The following is an 18411-nucleotide window of genomic DNA, read 5'->3' as shown; positions in this document are numbered from 1 at the left end:
TCAAATACCGATGGACCGCCCCCGATGTATCGCTTGGCTGTACAGACCGNTGCCGCAGTTGATGTTAAAGCAAAGTGCAAGGGTTGACGCGCGGACGTCCGGTCATCAAGAACATCCGCGCGATACTGGAGCATATGATGGATTTCGAAGCGTTTTTCAAAAACGAGCTGGACGGGCTTCATACCGAGGGCCGTTACCGCGTTTTTGCCGATCTCGAGCGTCACCGCGGCAATTTTCCCCGCGCGACGCGCCATACGGCCGATGGCGCAAAAGAAGTTACCGTCTGGTGCTCCAACGACTATCTCGGCATGGGCCAGCATCCGAAGGTGATCGAGGCGATGAAGAACGCCATCGACCACTGTGGCGCGGGTGCGGGAGGCACCCGGAATATTTCTGGTACCAACCACCATCACGTCATGCTCGAGCGTGAACTTGCCGATCTGCACGGCAAGGAAGCAGCCTTGATCTTCACGTCGGGCTATATTTCCAACTGGGCAGCACTTGGCACGCTCGGCGCCAAGATTCCCGGCCTGATCATCTTCTCCGACGCACTGAACCATGCCTCGATGATCGAGGGCATCCGTTATGCCAAGTGCGACAAGGTGATCTGGAAGCACAATGACGTGGCCGATCTCGAAGCCAAGCTCAAGGCCGCCGATCCGAAGGCGCCGAAGCTGATCGCCTTCGAGAGCGTCTATTCGATGGACGGCGATATCGCCCCGATCAAGGAGATCTGCGACCTCGCCGACAAATATGGCGCGATGACCTATCTCGACGAAGTGCATGGCGTCGGCATGTACGGCCCGCGCGGCGGCGGCATCGCCGAGCGCGAAGGGCTGATGGACCGGCTGACCGTGATCGAAGGCACGCTCGGCAAGGCCTTCGGGGTGATGGGCGGCTACATCGCCGCGTCGACGGCGCTTTGCGATTTCATCCGCTCGTTTGCCTCCGGCTTCATCTTCACCACGGCGCTGCCGCCGGCACTTGCTGCCGGCGCGGTTGCCTCGATCCAGCACCTGAAGGTCAGCCAGTTCGAGCGCGCCCGCCATCAGGACCGTGTGCGCAAGCTGAGAGCACTGCTCGATCAGCGCGGCATTCCGCATATGCCCAATCCGAGCCATATCGTGCCGGTGCTGGTCGGCGATGCGGCGAAATGCAAGTGGATCTCCGATCTGCTGCTCGACAATTGCGGCGTCTACGTCCAGCCGATCAACTATCCCACTGTGCCGAAGAAGACCGAGCGCCTGCGCATCACGCCGACGCCGCTGCATTCCGACGCCGATATCGCCCATCTGGTCGAGGCGCTGCATTCGCTCTGGTCGCGCTGCGCGCTCGCGCGGATGGTGGCCTGAGCAAATGAGAGGATGTCGACCATCCATGCCGGTCAAGGACATAAGTCTCCGCTCGACAAGATTGAAACAAGCACCGAGGATAAAACCGGCCGCAATGATAGGTCTGCATGACCTGCACCCGCCGAAACCGATCGGGCGAAACTGCGAGCATGAAGCGCTATTCTTCCAGGAGGAGAGCCGTCGCGAGATAGCCCATGGCGATCGTGCTTGCAAAGAGGTAGATGAACAGGCCCTGCGCGAGATAATCGTCAATTGCGCCCGCCACGGCAAAACCATTCTGCCAAATGAAGAACCCCGCGGCGCATCCAATTGCGAACCCCGTGGCCAATCGCGTCAACATGAACCTGATCATGCAAGGCATGACATCACCTCTGACTTAACCATTAAAAATAGCCGGGCAACGGGATTGTTCCGGTCCGCAAAATGATTTTTGTCAAAGACCGGCGGGAATTGTGGTGCAAGAAGCGAAGGAAACCGGAGACTTTTAGCAATGCATCTTCTGCCTTTCGCAGCGGGCGTTTTCACGCTTCTCGTCCTGCCTGGGCCGACCAACGCCATATTGGCGATGGCATCTCGGGACCTCACCGTCGGGCGCGCAATCGGGCTGCTCGCCACGGTCATATCCGCCTATCTCGCTGTGGTTCTTCTGGCGTCGGGTTTTGCCGGTTCGCTTCTCCACGACCACCCTGTGGTTTCGCAAGGCGTCAAACTTGTTTCGGCGAGCTGGGTGTTGTACCTGGCGCTTCGGCTCTGGGGCATCGGATCGAGCCGGGTCGAAGCCGTAAGCGTCCGGCAGCTGGCCGTGACGACGCTTTTAAATCCCAAATCGCTTATCATCGGATTGACGATGGTCCCTCCCACACAAGAGGTGACCACGACATCCGCCATCGCCATTCTCGCATCCGTGCTTCTGGCAGTCTCCTCGATCTGGCTGTTTGTCGGCAGGGTCATCCTCGGACGTGAAAAACGCATATCGTCATTGGTCAGGCGATGTGGATCCGCAACCCTCGCCGCATTCTCCGCCGTGCTCACGTTCAGCGCCCTTGGCGGATGAACCCACGCCTATGTGTTGGGTACGACGAAGCAACGCCTGCGCAAAGCCTTGGGTGGCAAAGGCTGTTGTTAAATAGGCGTTAACCCGCGCGGCCATCGACGCCATGCTCCAGTTTTATCTCGGTTGCATGTTTGAAGTCTTCTTTACAACGCTTGGCATGGCAGACCGCTTCGTAAGCGTGAAGCGTGAGCAGACCGCGCAAAACGAGCCGATCTGCTCGAACGCCTGTCCGAAACAGACCAATTGACCGGATTGCTAAACCGGCGTGCGATCGAGCAGCTTCGAACCGAAGGCTTCGCCACACTGGCGATTCTTGACTTGGACCGCCACCCAAGTCGATCGCATCATCGAGATCTCTGATGGGCGGGTCGCTTCACCGCCCGAAATCATCAGAGAATTGCGTCTATTCTGCTTTGCGGCGGGCGCCCAGTCGTGGGAATTTCTTGAGCTTCGTCGGAACGCACGTCGAGATAAGAGCGGATCTCGCCATATCTCGCGAGCGAAACATTAACTGCCGCCTCTGCACTGAAAGCCCTGTCCAGATCTGCGTGCATGCCCACAAGAGGAAGGCGATCGGAATAACAGCGATACGTGCTGACATGAGCCCCCTCTTCAAAGGCACGCCGCCCATGACCGGGCAGCTACCCAGGAGGAGGCAGGACGCGCAGGCGGCACGGGGCCGCCTGCGGGGGTCTACGTCCCGCGGCCTCGTTCCCGGGGGAGGAACGCGACCGAAGCGGTTGCCACGAAAATCAACAGGCATCGCCTTCACCTGGGTCATTTTGCCAGTCGCTTGCGGAGGAAGTGTTCGTCACTGAACACGCCTTCGCTTTGAAAGCTCCGGCTTCAATGCGATTGCTGCGTGATCGTTCGAGGCATGCGGTTCCTCGCCGGCTTCGCGGGCAGGCCCGGTCCGGTGAACGAGGCGCTTGAGCGCGTCGTTGAGGTCGTCGACGAAGGTGAAGATGACAGGGATGACGACAAGGCTGAGCAGCGTCGACATCATCACGCCGCCGATCACCACGATCGCCATCGGCTGCCGGAAGCTCGAATCGCCACCCGTCAAGCTGAGAGCGACGGGAAGCATGCCGGCTGCCATGGCAATGGTGGTCATGACGATCGGCCGGGCGCGCTTGTGGCAGGCGTCCACGAGGGCATCGAAGCGCGACATGCCCTGGCGGCGCGACATGATCGCATATTCGATGAGAAGGATGGAATTCTTCGTCACCACACCCATCAGCATGAGCAGCCCGATGACGGCGGCCATCGAGAAGCTGGTTCCGGTGACCACCAGCGGAACGAGCGCGCCGCCGAGCGAGAGCGGCAGAGCCATCAGAAGGGTGAGCGGCTGCAGGAAGTCGTGGAAGAGCAGGACGAGAACGGCATAGATGCAGAACACGCCGATCGCCATGGCGAGGCCGAAGCTCTGGAACAGCTCCGAACTGCGCTGAAGTTCGCCCTGTTCGACGAGAGTGACGCCCGACGGCAGGTGCTGGAGCGCCGGCAGAGCCTGCGCTTCGCGGTTGACGTCGCCGAGGATGCGGCCGTTGAGTTCGACGGAAAGGGTGATATTGCGCATGCGATCGATGCGGTCGATCTCTGACGGGCTGCCGCCGATCTGGATATTGGCGATCGATCCGAGATCGACATTGCCGTTCGTTCCTGCCACCCGCATATTCTTAATGTCGTCCAGACTGGTGCGGGCCTCCGGGCTGAAGCGCACGACGATCGGAACCTGGCGCTGGGGCAGGTTGAGCTTCGGCAGATCGGCGGAATATTCTCCGTCGGTTGCCACGCGCACGGCCTCGGCGACGGCACTCGACGTCACTCCGAGCGCTGCTGCGCGGGCGAAGTCGGGCGTGATCTGGATCTCGGGTGCCTGTCTGGATGCGGTCGATGTCACCGCTCCGATGCCTTGCAGCGTGCGCAGTTGCTCCTCAAGCGCCGTGCTTGCGCTGTCGAGGACGTTCGCATCGTCGCTCGCCAGCGTAATATCGAGCTTAGTGCCATTACCACCGCTGCCGACCTCCACACGCATTCCCGGGAGCAAGGAGAGCGCTTGGCGAATGTCGTTTTCGATTTCCGACTGCTTGCGATCGCGCTCGCCGATGGGGGACAATACGGCGATGATCGTGGCGGATCCGACATCGCTCGTCGTGCTCGAGTCGGGACCGCCGCCCGAAGATACTGAACCGACCGAGGAAAAGACACGCGTCACGTCGGTGAGCTTGCCGACGATTTCGGCGGCTTTCCTGGTGGCGGCGTCCGTCTGCTCGATGGTGGCGCCCGGCTGCAGGGTGAGCGTGATCTGGGCTCGCGCGTCGTCGGAAGCGGGCAGGAAGCCCGATTTCAAAAAGGGGATGGTGGAAAGCGAGAGTGCCACGACGATCGCGGTGACGGCGACCGTGGTTTTCCTGCGGTTCATGGCGGCTTTCACGATCGCCATATAGGCGCGCATGATGCGGCCGTCCTTTTGCTCCACCGGATGGGCCTTCATGAAATAGGCGGCCATCATCGGCGTCAGCAGACGTGCGACGACGAGCGAGACGAGGACGGCGACGGCGGCGGTGATCCCGAACTGACGGAACAGAAGTCCCGGGATGCCGCTCATGAAAGCAGTCGGCAGGAAGACGGCGACCAACGTGAAGGTGGTTGCGATGACGGCAAGCCCGATCTCGTCGGCGGCCTCGAGAGCGGCGTCGATCGGCCGCTTGCCCATCTGCAGATGGCGGGCGATGTTCTCGACCTCGACGATGGCGTCGTCGACGAGGATGCCGACCACGAGCGACAGCGCCAACAGCGTGATCATGTTCAGGCTGAAGCCGCAGAGGTACATGACAAGGAAGGTCGGTATGACGGACAAGGGCAGCGCCACGGCAGACAGGATCGTCGCACGCCAGTCGCGAAGGAAGAGCCAGACGACGACGATCGCCAGGATCGCGCCCTCGTACAGCATGTGCATCGAACCGTCGTAATTTTCGATGATCGGCCCGATCGTGCTGTAGGCATCTTCGATCTGCACGTTGGAATGCTTGGAGGCGAACTGCTTGATCGCCTTGTCGACGTCATCAGCGACACCGCTGTCCGAAAATCCGTTCGACCGATTGATCTCGACCGCAATCACCGGTTTGCCGTCGAGATAGGCCATCGAGGACCGCTCGGCGAAACTGTCGGTGACGGATGCGACGTCGTCGAGGCGAACCTGCTGGCCGTTGGCCAGCGGGATTCGGAGCGCCTTCAAGGCTTCGACCGACGGCAGGGCGCCGAGCGTGCGCAAGGTCTGACGGGTGCCGCCGATTTCGCCAAGCCCGCCTGACGTATCCGCCTGTACCGCCTTCAGCTGTGATGAGACGGTTGTCGCGGTAACGCCAAGCGACGCCATCGTTGAGGGATCGAGATCCACATGAACCTCGCGGTCGATCCCGCCTATGCGGTTGACTTGCCCGACGCCGGGCACCGATAGCAGCGCCTTGGTCAGGTCGTTGTCGACAAACCAGGAAAGTTCGGTCTCGTTGAGAGCGGTCGAGCGGATGGCATAGGTGACCAGCGCCGAACTCTGCACCGTGACCTTGGTGACAGTGGGAGTCTCCATCTGCGCCGGCAGATCGCTCTTGACGCTGTCGACCGCATTGCGGACTTCGTTCAGGGCTGCTTCGCTGTCTTTTTCCAGCTTGAAGGAGACCTTGATCGAGACGGTGCCGTCGGTGATGGTTGTGGTGATATGGTCGAGATAGCTCAGCGCCGCGAAACTATCCTCGATGGTGCGGGCAACCTCGGTTTCGAGCTGGGTCGGCGCCGCACCGTCGAGCGTCGCTGTGACGGTGATGGTCGGGAGATCCATATCGGGGAAGTTCTGGACCGCAAGCTGCTTGAAGGCCAGGAGCCCGCCGACGGCAAGCATCACGAACAGCAATATTGCCGGCACGGGGTTGCGGATCGACCATGCTGAGAAGTTCATCAGTTTGTCTCCGCGATCTTCACGAGGTCGTTGTCCGACAGGAACGCACCGCCCGAGGTCACGACCTTCGATGAACGATCTATGCCGGAGACGATTTCCACCTCGCCATTGCTGCGGCGGCCCGTTTCCACCCGAACCCTTTGCACCCGCTGGCCCTCGCCGGCGGTGAAGACGTAGCTGATCCCGTCCCTGAACACGATCGCCGTTTCGGGAACGGTCAGCGCCGGGGACGTCTGCAGTTCGATATTGCCGGTTACATAAAGGCCGCTGCGTGGGCGGACGTCAGCCGGAAGCGCGACATAGACGATGGCCCGGCTGGTATCGGTGCTGACCGACGGCCCGACAAGTCTCACCTTGCCTTCGATGTCGTGGTCGTCCGGGCCGTTGATCTTGACGTTCAAACCTTCCGAAATGCGTGAAAGGTAGCGCGCCGAAACTTCGGCCTGCCATTCGATCCGCTGCTGGCGAACCATGCGGAACAGCTCGGTGCCCGCAGAGACGACAGCGCCGAGGTCGGCGGAACGCGACGTTACGATGCCGTCGTCGACGGCCGTGATCGTCGTCTGCGCAAGCTTGATCTTTTCGCCGTCGAGCGCCGCCTGCTCGGATGCAAGGCTGGCCGTTGCCGTCTGCTCGTCGGCCAGATATTCGACGATCTTCTCGTCGGAAAGGGCGCCCGAGGGGCGGAGCTGCCGTGCGCGGTCGGCGTTGGCCTTGGCCTTCGAAAGATTTGCCTTGGCGGTCTCGATCGCCGCCTCCTGCTTGCGGAGGTCGGCCAGCACACTTTCCTGAGAAAGCCGGACGAGCGTCTGCCCCTTCGTAACCACGGAGCCGACATCGACCAGAACATCGGTAATGCGCAGACCGCTCGTTTCCGAGGCGATGACCGCTTCCTGCCATGGTTTAAGCCATCCGCTTGCGGGAACGGTCTCAGGCCAATTCCGCTGCGCCGGTGTCATCATAGAGACGGTGAGAGCGGTCGCAGCGGCCTGTTCCGCCAAGGCGTTGCGCAGAGGCAAGAGAAGCGCAGCCGCAACGAAAGCGGCGGCGACTGGTCTGGACGGTTTTCTCAACGATACACTCCTTGTGGTCGAAGGCATCGATGCCTTTTCCCGATCCGCGCCAACTCTACGAAGGATTGCAGGTCACCTCGCGGCAATCCGGTTTCAACGCGTGTTATGTCATGGCAGGATCAGTAACGGGGCGAACGTTAAGTGCGGTCAAGTTAGTGTTAAGTTAGGTAAAACTTGGCTACGCGACTGTATTTGTGCTGTATGGCTTGCCGGAATTGATATCGGATAATGCGAATGAACAAGGTTCTCCTCATCGACGACGATGCCGAGCTGACGACGCTTCTGCAGGAATATCTGGTCGAAGAAGGATATGACGTCGTCACCGATACGGACGGTCGCGCCGCGATTGCGGCGGCTGCCGGCAATACGGTCGATATCATCGTGCTCGACATCATGATGCCTCGGATGAACGGGATCGAGGTTCTGCAGAGGATCAGGAAGCTCAGCCAGGTCCCGGTCCTGATGCTGACCGCAAGGGGCGATGACGTCGACAGGATATCCGGTCTCAATCTGGGCGCCGACGACTATGTGCCGAAGCCATGCTCGCCGGGCGAACTTGCGGCGAGGTTGCGCGCCATCCTCCGTCGGGCAGGTCAGCCGGCGGCCGGTACTTCGACCGACACGATAAGGGCGGGAAAACTCGTGATCCATCCGGGCAGCAGGATCGCCGAATGGCGCGGCGAAAGCTTGGAACTGACCGGCACGGAATTCAGCCTCCTCGAGGTGCTTGCTCGCAGCGCAGGCCAGCTCGTGTCGAAGCAGGATATTTCGAAGCGGGCCTTCGGCAAGCCGTTGACCCCGTTCGATCGGCGGATCGACGTCCATATCAGCAGCGTTCGTCAGAAGCTCGGACTGAGAGAGGATGGGCAATCCTGGATCCAGTCCGTTCGCGGCCAGGGCTATCAACTTCTCGTGGACTGACCATGCCCCGACTTTTCTGGAAATTCTTCACGACGATCTGGCTGACGATGGCGGCGACAGTCGGCGTGATATTCCTGCTCGTCAATTTTCTCCAGGGGGTTCCTTTTGCGCGCGAACTTGAGGAAGAGCGGCGAGCGATCGCCCTGAACCTGACCGCAAACGTGCTCGCCAAAAATGGCGAAGATGCCGCCGCGTATTTCGTGCGCACAAGCGAAGAGACGCTACCGTCTGGTCTGACGATTTCCAAAGCTGCGAAAGCCGATGCCTGTGCGGTTCCAAAGACCGTCGATACGAGACCCGTCCAGAAGGACGGGGTTTGCTATCAGATTTCCCTGCCGGCCCAGGCGACGTTCACCTTCGAGAACTTCGGCCCGTTCTTGCCCTGGCTCACGATCCTGATTTCGAGCACGATATCGGCAGGTGCACTCGCCCGGTACCTCATTCGTCCCGTCGTGCATCTGCGTGATGGCTTGAGCGCGCTCGCCCATGGCCGCTTCGACTTCCGCATCGGTGACAAGATGGCCGGACGCAAGGATGAAGTCACCGCGCTTGCACATGACTTCGATTCCAGCGCCGCCCGGCTTCAGGAGCTGCAGGATGCGCAGCAGAGGTTATTCCATGATGTCTCCCACGAGCTGCGTTCGCCCTTGTCCCGCCTGCAGGCCGCCGTCGGCGTGCTGCGGCAGAGCCCGGCCAAACTCGGCTCTATGCTGGACCGCATGGACCGGGAGGTCGAACGGCTGGATGCTCTGGTCGGCGAAGTTCTGACGCTTGCCAGGTTGACGGCGGGACCCAGCCGGCCGTTGAAAACGCACACTCTCGATGTCATCGAGCTGCTGAACGAAATTCTCGGCGATGCGGCATTCGAAGCCCAGGCGCGGGACGTCTCGATCACGACCAGTGTCGAGGGTGTCTTCCGCGCAGAGGTCGAAGGCGAACTGATCTACAGGGCGCTCGAAAACGTCGTCCGCAACGCCGTCAAGTACACGGCCGAGCATTCGCGCATATCAGTATCTTGCGAGGCGACGGACGAGCGCCTCAAAATCTGTGTCACCGATCAAGGGCCAGGTGTCAGGCGGGACGAACTCGAACGGATCTTTCAGCCGTTCTCACGCGGGAACGAGGCTGTGCCAAGAGGCGGATATGGCCTGGGTCTGGCAATCACCAGGCAGGCCATCGAACGCCATGGCGGGCGTGTGCATGCGTCCTTGCCGGATACGGGTGGCCTGGCAATCACCCTGGAGCTTCCCAGGAAACCGAAGCCCTATGGTTCGGCGGACGACCAAGCCTGATCCGGCTCCCCGCGGTTTTACGTAACTTTACAGTGTCTTTACCGCCATTAACGTTGGCGCCGTTAAGCCTGAACCACGATCCCGGTTCAGAAAGCTCGCCAGTGAGTCCGTCGCTCAGCACGAAAATATCATTGCTCCGCTACGCCGCATCGGCGGTCACGCTTCTGCTGGCAGGCTGCGTCAGCGGCCCGGATCACGTTCCCCCCGAGATACCGCTTCCTGCCAAATTCCAAGAGGGCGGGACCAAGAGCAACGGCGACGTCGTGGCGGCGCATTGGTGGACGGCCTATCGTGACAATCAGCTCGACGGCCTGGTGGCTCATGGCCTCAGCGAGAACCTTGATGTGCTGCAGGCTATCGAGAGCATCAACTCGGCTTCCGCCAACGTAACGGTCGCCGGGGCTGGTGGCCTGCCGAGCCTCGATGTCGGCGCATCGCACACCGTGTCCGGTGAGAAGGGTTCTGAGCGTACGACCATCGGCACGACCAACACGACAGGCAGCGAGGCCAGCCTTTCCTGGCTGCTCGACTTCTTCGGCCAGTACCGCCGCTCCAAGGAGAGTGCGATTGCTTCGCTTGAGGCCGCCTATGCAACGGCCGACAATGCAAAGCTCACCTTCCTGAAAGACCTGGTCGAGAGCTACATCGACGCTCGCTATTACCAGCAGCGCATCGCGCTTTCGCGGGCGAATTTGAAATCCCGCCAACAGACCTACGAACTCACGCAGCTGCAGCTCAAGGCAGGTGGGGCCTCCCGCCTTGACGTCGTTCAGGCAGAGGGCCTGGTACAGTCGACAAAGTCCGACATTCCTGGCCTAGAACAGAGTTTTGCCGAATCGGCCCATCACATTGCCACGCTGCTCGGGATGCCGGCGGCCTCGCTGATGGGCGAACTGCAGAAAAGCGCCGGCCAGCCGGTTTTCCGCGGCGACATTCGGGCCGGCATTCCGGCCGACCTCATCCGCAACCGTCCCGATATCCGCAAGGCTGAACGCGAGCTGGCGGCGGCCGTTGCCGATATCGGTGCTGCCGAAGCACAGCTCTATCCATCGATCTCGCTCTCCGGTTCGATCTCGCCGAGCTGGGTCAAATCATCCGGTGCCAGCGGCGGAACCTTAACCAGCTGGTCCTTCGGACCGACGCTCAACCTGCCGATCTTTGATGGCGGCAAATTGCGTGCGAATGTCGATATCGAAAAATCCGATGCCAACACCCAGTACCTCGCCTGGAAAGAGGCGGTGCTGAACGGGGTCGAAGAGGTGGAAAACGCACTGTCGGCCGTTCGCCGCGACACGCAGACGCTCGAACCGTTGCGCAGACAGGTGCAGACGGCACAGGAGTCGCTTGCGCTTTCGACCACGAGCTACAAGGATGGCGCCTCGTCATTGCTGGATGTCCTGGAGGCGCAGCGGTCGGTCTCCGATGCCCAGGAAAGCCTTGCGGCCACCGTGCAACAGGTCGCCAAGGACTATGTGGATCTCTACGTCGCCATCGGTGCCGGCTATCTCACGGAGCAAGTGCCTGTCGCCTCCGAACGAGCGGCGAAGTCAGGCTGATTGATCGCCCACGGCTGGCGAGGCCCCGGTGCGATGCCCTCGCAAATCGTGCGCGGCCGACGGCTCGCCACAGGTCAGAACTTTGCCAGGAGGCACTACCGCATCGCACGGTCCAGCGATCTTGCGCATCATGTTCCATTTAAACAAGGAAGGCGTGAATTTTCAGGTGGTTCACCAAGTTGCGCCCTATCCAGTCGCTTCGGGCGCGACCACTGCTCACGAGCAACTTCGCTAAGAACGAGACCATGGCCTGGACGACCGGGAGCATAGGCGAATCCATCGCGGATTAAGATCGGCTGCTCCACAAGGTGATCAAAATTCTGGAATGAGTATTCGAGCCACTCGACTTCCGGAAGTGCGGCGGCCATGTGAACGCCCACTTCCAGAAAGGTATTTCCCAAGCTCACAGGAATGCCAAGCTCGGCAGCCAGCCATCCGATGCGCATGACGTCCGTGACCTGGCCATGAACGTTGAGCAGATCGGTTCCGAAGTTCTCCATGAGGAGACGCTTTCCACTGGCATCGAGATATTCGCCGCTGTTGATCTGCGTCCAGTTTACGGCGTGACGGAGTGTCCGCAGCCCTTCGAAGTCATGGCGAAGAATAGGATCCTCTACCCATAGCAGGTCATGGCCCGCATCGCGGATCGCCGTCAATTTGACGAGCGCCTCCTTGGAATTCCAGGCTTCATTCGGGTCGATCATAATCTGCGATCCGGCGGGAACAACCTCTTTGAGCAGGTCGAGCCGGCGCATGTCCCGCTGGAAGTCGGGATGACCGACCTTGATCTTGAATGCTTGGTAGCCGAGGGAGGCGGCGTGCGAGAACAGCGCGCGGAATGCCTCGTCGCTCAGATGAAAGTCTAGACCGCTGGCATAGGCCCGGACCCGGTCACGGCGGCTTCCTAGCAGCTTATGCAAAGGCAATCCGACTTCCTTGGCCGCCAGGTCCCACAATGCGACCTGAAGAGCCTCGTGAAACGGCAGCGAGAAAGCCCGCTGATTACCACCTCGCGGGCGGCTGACGCGGTGGACCAGCCCGATCGCTTCTTGCCCCGCGATCGCGGGCCATGCTTCATGCTTGAACACGGCCTCGATCTCTGCTTGATCCGGCAGGGGGTGAAAAAGCGTTTGAATAAAGCCGAGCCCAACGTTTCCCGTTTCGCCGATAAGTTCGAGAGCGGCGACGTTGACGTCATCTGCACGGACCTGACTGTCACCGATTACCCTGTCGCGGGCAAATTGAAATCGGGTTATACGAAATCCGGATAGGGGCATGAACGTGCTCTCTGATCGCTTTATATTGATAACTGATCTATCAGAGGTATTATCGGACGGATGAAGAAATCGCAAGTGCGCAAAGCGAAGGCAACTGTACCGGAGATCGCTGCCCCCCGGCTCAGCGATCTCGCTTATGATCGCATCCTCGAAAGCCTGTTTGAACGAAGGGTCCCTGTTGGCGCATTTATCTCCCAGAGCGAACTGTCCGAGATTGTCAGCGTGCCCGTTGCGCCGCTTCGCGATGCGTTGCGCATGCTCGAAGCCGAAGGCATTCTGACAATCCATCCTCGCTCCGGCATCCAATTCGTCAGGCCTGGCCTTGAGCTAACGCGCTCGACGTACCAATTCCGCGCGATCGTTGAACGCTCAGCCATTCGCGTGTTTGCCGAGGAAGCTGGCGAGGACTTGATGAACAGCTTGGAAGTCCGGCATTCCAGGCTTTTGCGAAAGCTTGAGAAGGATGGTCTAACGCCTGACCATATTGCGGAAATGGACCTTCTCGAGCTCGATCTTCACGGTCAAATCATCGCCGCCTTGCGCAATCCACTCATCGACACCGCATATCGGCGCATGCACAACTATCTGCGTTTGCTGCGATTGGAGCGAAGGGTGACGCCTCCCATGCTTATTCGAACATTGAAGGAGCACCTGGAAATTCTTGAGGCATGCTCTTCCAGAAACGCCGACGCGGCCGAGAAGGCGCTTCAAGCCCATTTCCAGGCAGCGATAAACCGCAATCTCGGCTTGGCTTGATCCCAAGCTATCGTTCGGTTCAACTCTGGAGTTGCCGTACATCCAAAAGGCTGCTATCTCCATCTGATCGATCAGATCGCCATTCTGATATCTGGGAGGATGAAGAGATGCAGATCACCAAACGCGAATTCCTTGTTGCCACAGCAGCGCTAGCGCTTGCCAGTGGTGTCCGCTCCGCAAGTGCTGCCGCAGCGATCAACTATTGGCATCACTTCACCAGCCAGTCGGAAATGGCCGGCCTGGTGAAAATCATCGAGCTGTTTGGAAAATCCCATCCAGGCATCACGGTCACACAAGAGAGCATTCCGAATTCGGAATATATGGCCAAGGTTTCGTCGGCTGTTGTGGCCGGCGGCCGGCCGGACACCGGAATGGTCATTGCGGAACGCTTTGCCGATCTGACGGCGATGGGCGCTTTGGTCGACATCACCGAGCGGGTGAAAGGATGGAAGGGAAAAGCCAATCTGCCGGAGAACCGATGGACTGGCATGTCTCAGGACGGCGCGATCTACGCGGTCCCGGCCTATGCTTTCGTCGACTGGATGTACTACCGCAAAGACTATTTCGACGAAGCAGGCCTTTCAGGCCCACCAAAGACTTTCGATGAATTTGTCGCTGCTTGCAGGAAGCTGACCGACCCGGCAAAGGGGCGCTACGCTTTCGGAATGCGCGGGGGGGCGGGGGCGTTCAAATACGTCATCGACGTCATGGAGGCCTTTGGCTCGCCAATTGTGAAGGACGGCCAAGCGGCCATCGACAAGGCTGCTGCGGTGGAGGCGATCACCTTCTATTCAAGTCTGTTCCTGAAAGAGAAAGTCGTTCCTCCAAGTGCGCCGAACGATAGCTATCGGCAGATCATGGAAGGTTTCCGAACCGGCCAGACAGCGATGATCTGGCACCATACCGGATCGCTGATCGAAATCTCGGCCGCCCTGAAGCCGGGAGAGCAGTTCGCCACGGCTCCGATGCCTGCGGGACCGAAGGCACATATCGCGCGTGTTGCCTATGCCGGCAACGGCATCATGAAGGACGACAATATCGATGCAGCCTGGGAGTGGATCAGCTTCTGGGGAGAAAAGGACGCGGCCATTACCCTTTTGGAAGCGACAGGCTATTTCCCGGCATCAACGGCAGCTCTTGAAGATGATCGGATCAAGTCCAATCCAATCTATCAGGCCGCTTCGCAGACGCTTGACTTCGGTCGTCTGCCGAACAGTTTCGTCGGCGCTGCGGGCTGGTCCGAAAATGTCGTCAATCCAACGTTCCAATCCGTTCTGACAGGTCAACTCACCCCTGAGCAGGCCGTCGACCGTATGATCGAGGGTCTTGAAGCCGCTCTTCGGTAGTGAAGCCGATGCGACGAGAAGTCGTCGCGTCCCAAGAGGACGGCAAGCCGCCGTGAAAACATGAAGCCAGCCTTGCACCGTGGCCCACTTACCCGCCTCGGCGACCTGTCCGAAACGCGCTACTGGGTTTATTTCCTGCTGTTTCCGAGCCTGATCCTGCTTTTGCTGGTGGTAGCCTATCCGACCCTTTATGGCTTCGTCATCAGCGTTCGTGAGATGCGTCTCACCCGACCGGGTCTCAACGGCTGGGTCGGCGCAAAGCACTACGTCGCGATGATGTCGGACCGCGTGTTTTGGATATCGTTGAAGAACACTGCGATCTGGGTGGCCGCAGCCATCGCAATCGAGGTGACGCTTGGCTTTATCGCCGCAGTCGCGCTGAACCGCAATGTTCCAGGCACGAAGCTATTTGGTGTATTGATCCTGCTTCCCTACTTCTTGCCGAACGTTGTCGCAGGACACATGTGGGCGCTCCTGCTCGACCCTCGTCTGGGCGTCATCAACGATCTGCTGGTGCGCAGCGGCGTGTTGAGCACCTACAAGGCATGGTTCGCCGATCCGGCCACAGCCTTGGCCGCGACTATTCTTGTCGAGGCATGGCATGGGTTTCCATTCTTCGCGCTGCTGTTTCTGGCCGGTCTCAAAGGCATCCCTGAGGATCTTTACAAAGCCGCTGCAGTCGACGGCGCAGGGCCGGTTCGGCAGTTCCAGCTGATCACCGTGCCGATGCTGAGAACGGTGATAACCGCGGCCGTTATCCTGCGCGTGATCAGCCTGGTGAACTCACCCGATTTGCTGCTTGTCCTGACAGGCGGGGGGCCAGGCAACGCCACACAGGTGCTGTCGCTCTACGCCTTCCAAACCGCCTATCGCGAATTCAACTTCGGGTATGCCGGGGCACTCTCGGTCGTGATGTTCGTCATCCTGATGGTGTTTGCAACCCTCTACATCAGGTTCACGCGGGTCTCGAGAGAATGACAATGTTCAAAACCAGTCGCGGTCGCCGCCTCATGGCCGACATACTGACCTATGCTGTACTCTTGACGATGACGATGTTCTGCCTCGGACCCATCGTCTGGATGTTTTTGACGTCTTTGAAAAACGAAGCCGACATCGTGACGTCGCAGATGCAGTACATTCCGCGCACGATCACCTTTCAGAACTACCGCGCAATCTGGACGCAGTCGAATTTTCCGGTGCTGATCACAAACAGTCTGGTGGTGACGACGATTACGGTGGCAATCTGCGTCCTGACCGGTACGCTTGCAGCCTATGCATTCTCGCGGCTATCGTTCAAGGGCCGCGACCGACTGATGCTCAGCTACCTCCTGGTGCGGATGTTCCCGGCCGTCATGGTGATCATTCCGCTCTTTGTGATGATGCGGACCGTTGGCCTCGTCGACAGCCGCTTCGGCTTGGCGCTTGCCTATACCAGCTTCCTGCTGCCGCTGTTCGTCTGGATGCTCAAAGGCTTCTTCGACGCGGCCCCCAAGGAGCTGGAAAGTGCTGCCCGTATCGATGGGTCCACAAGACTGGGTGCCATGGTGCGCATCGTCTTGCCGCTCGCGCGCAACGGTCTTGTCGCAAGCTCGGTGTTTATCGCCATCGCCGCCTGGAACGAGTTCATTTTCGCGCTGATGCTGACGACCGGACAGGGATCGAGGACCTGGCCGGTCGGTCTGCAACTGATGGTCGGCGAGTTTCAGTTGCCATGGGGCGTTCTTGCTGCGGGCGGCATACTGAGCATTCTGCCAGTCGTCATTCTGTTTGCGATCGTCCAACGCGCGATGGTTCAGGGCCTCACCGCAGGCGCCGTCAAGGGTTAGGAGACGATCATGTCGAGCTTGTCCATCAGGGATATTCAAAAGTCATATGGCGCACTCAAGGTGCTGCACGGAATAGACGTCGACCTCGAGGATGGTGGCTTTCTCGTTCTCCTTGGACCGTCAGGATGCGGCAAGTCGACCTTGCTCAATATCATTGCGGGACTGGACGAGCCGTCGTCCGGTGATATTGCGATCGGGGATCGATCGGTCACGGCCCTCCCACCGAAGGATCGTAACATCGCCATGGTGTTCCAGTCTTACGCGCTCTATCCGACAATGTCGGTTGAGCGAAACATCGGCTTTGGCCTTGAGATGAGAGGTGTTCCGGAGCAACAACGCAGGGCGGAGGTGCAAAAGGCGGCCGAAATGCTGCAGATCAGCCACCTTCTCGATCGGCTTCCAGCCAACCTCTCCGGCGGCCAGAGGCAACGCGTTGCCATGGGGCGGGCGATTGTCCGCAGCCCGGATCTGTTCCTCTTCGACGAGCCGCTCTCAAATCTCGACGCGAAGCTGCGCGTCGAGATGAGGACCGAGATAAAAAGGCTGCACGAACGCCTCGGCACGACCATCGTCTACGTGACTCACGATCAGATCGAGGCGATGACACTGGCGACCAAAGTCGCCGTGATGAAAGGCGGCTATGTCCAGCAGCTTGCCGATCCCAGGACGATCTACGAACGACCTGCGAACATGTTCGTCGCCGGCTTTATCGGATCTCCGGCGATGAACTTCATCAGGGGCAAATTGATCTCGGACGACGGAGGCTCCCGGTTTGAGAGCGGTGGGGTGATCGTGCCTGTCAGTATACCAGATAGCGCAGCCGGGTCCCGGGACTGTGTCCTTGGGGTGAGACCGGAAGAGCTTAAGGTTGTCGAGAGGGATGATGCCGCGATCCACGGAGTGATAGACGTCGTGGAACCAACGGGTCCGGACACGATGGTCACCGCTTTGGTTGGCGGCCACGCGATCGTCGCAAGAGCTGAAGCGCGCTTCCAGGGTCGCAGATGCGATCAGGTTCGCTTCAGCATCGATGCGCAGAGCATCAACCTGTTCGATGCTGAAACTCAGGATCGAATAGAAATGGGGGTTAATCCTCAGCGCCTATGAATATCGGGCCGCGAGTCCGTGAGATGCAAGGCACGGACACCGCACCCGAAGCGGATAATGCCGCCATCATATGAATGACGTAATGGCGGCTTTGACATCGCTAGGGCGCTCCACCGGAGCCATATGCGTCTCCCGTTCGAGAATCACGACGCAGGCGTGCGGGTATCGCGCCTTGCACGAGCGAATGGTCTCGCCGAAGAACTGATCCCTGCTGCCTCCGACGACGAGCATTTCAATGCCGTCGAAACTTAGTCCGGTGGCATCATAATCCAGCATGGCGTTGAGGTAGCGGCATATTGTGTCGGGCGACGAGAGCTTGGCTCTAATCTTCGCCCACGTGAGCCGGATGCGGAGGCTCAACAGGAGGTTGAACCAAGGCCGACGGAAGACAGAGTTAAACTGCGCCAGCAACTGCACCAACTCGCCCTTACGCGCAAGGTCAGCCTGTTGGGCTATCAGAAGTCTCCCGTGTGACGAGAAGGCTGGAGCGCCCGCGACAAGAGCGAGTTTCGCGACGCGGTCGGGGAACCGCGCCGCAACATTCGACGCCACCACAGCGCCATATGAAACACCAACAAGACGGCATCTGCCGCCGAGCTGCGTCTTGATGATGGCCGCGACATCGTCTGCGATGCAATGAACGGACAGTTCGTCAGGAAACGGGTTGTAGCCCAAGAGGATGAAGTGCTGTCCATCGGGCATAATCCGGGCCATTCGATTGGCATCGTTTGCGAGGCGCGCGGTTTCCGGCCGCATCATGAAGCCTTGCCCACCGTTGATAATGAGGATGGGGTCTGGTCCGTCGCCGACCTTAGCGAACGGAATGCGGTCGAGGAATTTGCCAGTTTGAACTGCTTGCATTTCTGATGACAGCCGGGATTGACCGGCCGCTC

General features: G+C 59.7%; 15 protein-coding genes. 10 read left to right on the top strand and 5 right to left on the bottom strand.

The annotated features are described in order from the left end of the window. The first annotated feature begins 137 nt into the window (after positions 1-137). Entirely contained in the window at positions 138-1352 is a 1215-nt protein-coding gene (gene hemA, locus BS630_RS03845; protein ID WP_077976408.1) for a 5-aminolevulinate synthase, read from the top strand. A gap of 157 nt (positions 1353-1509) precedes the next feature. On the opposite strand, the gene BS630_RS03840 is transcribed toward hemA, so the two are convergent. After that, a complete protein-coding gene (locus BS630_RS03840) occupies positions 1510-1713 on the bottom strand; it encodes a hypothetical protein (protein WP_077976352.1) in 204 nt (67 codons plus the stop codon). Between the two features lie 129 nt (positions 1714-1842). Between BS630_RS03840 and BS630_RS03835 the strand changes: the two genes are divergently transcribed. Next, the gene (locus tag BS630_RS03835; protein ID WP_077976351.1) at positions 1843-2406 is read left to right on the top strand and encodes a threonine transporter RhtB; all 564 of its coding nucleotides are present in this window, start codon (positions 1843-1845) and stop codon (positions 2404-2406) included. An 811-nt stretch (positions 2407-3217) separates the two neighbouring features. On the opposite strand, the gene BS630_RS03825 is transcribed toward BS630_RS03835, so the two are convergent. Both BS630_RS03825 and BS630_RS03820 read right to left on the bottom strand, forming a co-directional pair. Further along, on the bottom strand, positions 3218-6364 hold the full coding sequence (locus tag BS630_RS03825; RefSeq protein WP_077976350.1) for an efflux RND transporter permease subunit: 3147 nt from the start codon (positions 6362-6364) through the stop codon (positions 3218-3220). Then, the gene (locus BS630_RS03820) at positions 6364-7464 is read right to left on the bottom strand and encodes an efflux RND transporter periplasmic adaptor subunit (protein ID WP_183594620.1); all 1101 of its coding nucleotides are present in this window, start codon (positions 7462-7464) and stop codon (positions 6364-6366) included. Before BS630_RS03820 ends, BS630_RS03825 begins: the two co-directional genes overlap by 1 nt. Positions 7465-7671: 207 nt before the next feature. Here BS630_RS03820 and BS630_RS03815 point away from each other — a divergent pair, with 207 nt between their 5' ends. The 3 genes from BS630_RS03815 (at position 7672) to BS630_RS03805 (ending at position 11206) form a co-directional block, all read left to right on the top strand. Then, positions 7672-8358 (top strand): response regulator, encoded by a 687-nt coding sequence (locus BS630_RS03815; RefSeq protein WP_077976348.1) that lies wholly within the window; start codon positions 7672-7674, stop codon positions 8356-8358. A gap of 2 nt (positions 8359-8360) precedes the next feature. Further along, positions 8361-9650, top strand: a complete 1290-nt coding sequence (locus BS630_RS03810; protein WP_077976347.1) for a HAMP domain-containing sensor histidine kinase — start codon at positions 8361-8363, stop codon at positions 9648-9650. A gap of 101 nt (positions 9651-9751) precedes the next feature. Continuing rightward, complete coding sequence (locus BS630_RS03805; protein ID WP_077976346.1) at positions 9752-11206, top strand: efflux transporter outer membrane subunit; 1455 nt, start codon at positions 9752-9754, stop codon at positions 11204-11206. A gap of 128 nt (positions 11207-11334) precedes the next feature. Here BS630_RS03805 and BS630_RS03800 read toward each other — a convergent pair whose 3' ends face one another. Beyond that, a complete protein-coding gene (locus BS630_RS03800) occupies positions 11335-12483 on the bottom strand; it encodes a mandelate racemase/muconate lactonizing enzyme family protein (RefSeq protein WP_077976345.1) in 1149 nt (382 codons plus the stop codon). Between the two features lie 60 nt (positions 12484-12543). Here BS630_RS03800 and BS630_RS03795 point away from each other — a divergent pair, with 60 nt between their 5' ends. From BS630_RS03795 to BS630_RS03775, 5 genes are all read left to right on the top strand, one after another. Continuing rightward, positions 12544-13239, top strand: a complete 696-nt coding sequence (locus BS630_RS03795; protein ID WP_077976344.1) for a GntR family transcriptional regulator — start codon at positions 12544-12546, stop codon at positions 13237-13239. A gap of 107 nt (positions 13240-13346) precedes the next feature. After that, on the top strand, positions 13347-14585 hold the full coding sequence (locus BS630_RS03790; protein WP_077976343.1) for an ABC transporter substrate-binding protein: 1239 nt from the start codon (positions 13347-13349) through the stop codon (positions 14583-14585). A gap of 60 nt (positions 14586-14645) precedes the next feature. Then, positions 14646-15563: a carbohydrate ABC transporter permease gene (locus BS630_RS03785; RefSeq protein ID WP_077976342.1), complete on the top strand. Its 918-nt coding sequence runs from the start codon at positions 14646-14648 to the stop codon at positions 15561-15563. Continuing rightward, positions 15560-16411 carry a carbohydrate ABC transporter permease gene (locus tag BS630_RS03780; RefSeq protein ID WP_376774670.1) on the top strand — a complete coding sequence of 284 codons (852 nt, stop codon included), beginning with the start codon at positions 15560-15562 and terminating at the stop codon, positions 16409-16411. The genes BS630_RS03785 and BS630_RS03780 overlap by 4 nt, the downstream gene beginning before the upstream one ends. Positions 16412-16420: 9 nt before the next feature. Next, complete coding sequence (locus tag BS630_RS03775) at positions 16421-17518, top strand: ABC transporter ATP-binding protein (protein WP_077976340.1); 1098 nt, start codon at positions 16421-16423, stop codon at positions 17516-17518. A 66-nt stretch (positions 17519-17584) separates the two neighbouring features. Here BS630_RS03775 and BS630_RS03770 read toward each other — a convergent pair whose 3' ends face one another. Beyond that, positions 17585-18379 (bottom strand): alpha/beta fold hydrolase, encoded by a 795-nt coding sequence (locus BS630_RS03770; protein ID WP_077976339.1) that lies wholly within the window; start codon positions 18377-18379, stop codon positions 17585-17587. Positions 18380-18411 lie beyond the last annotated feature (32 nt).

The sequence above is a fragment of the Rhizobium laguerreae genome (assembly GCF_002008165.1).
Lineage (GTDB): Bacteria > Pseudomonadota > Alphaproteobacteria > Rhizobiales > Rhizobiaceae > Rhizobium > Rhizobium laguerreae.
Note: the sequence above shows the minus strand (reverse complement) of the source record. Positions and strands in the feature narration are given on the sequence as shown.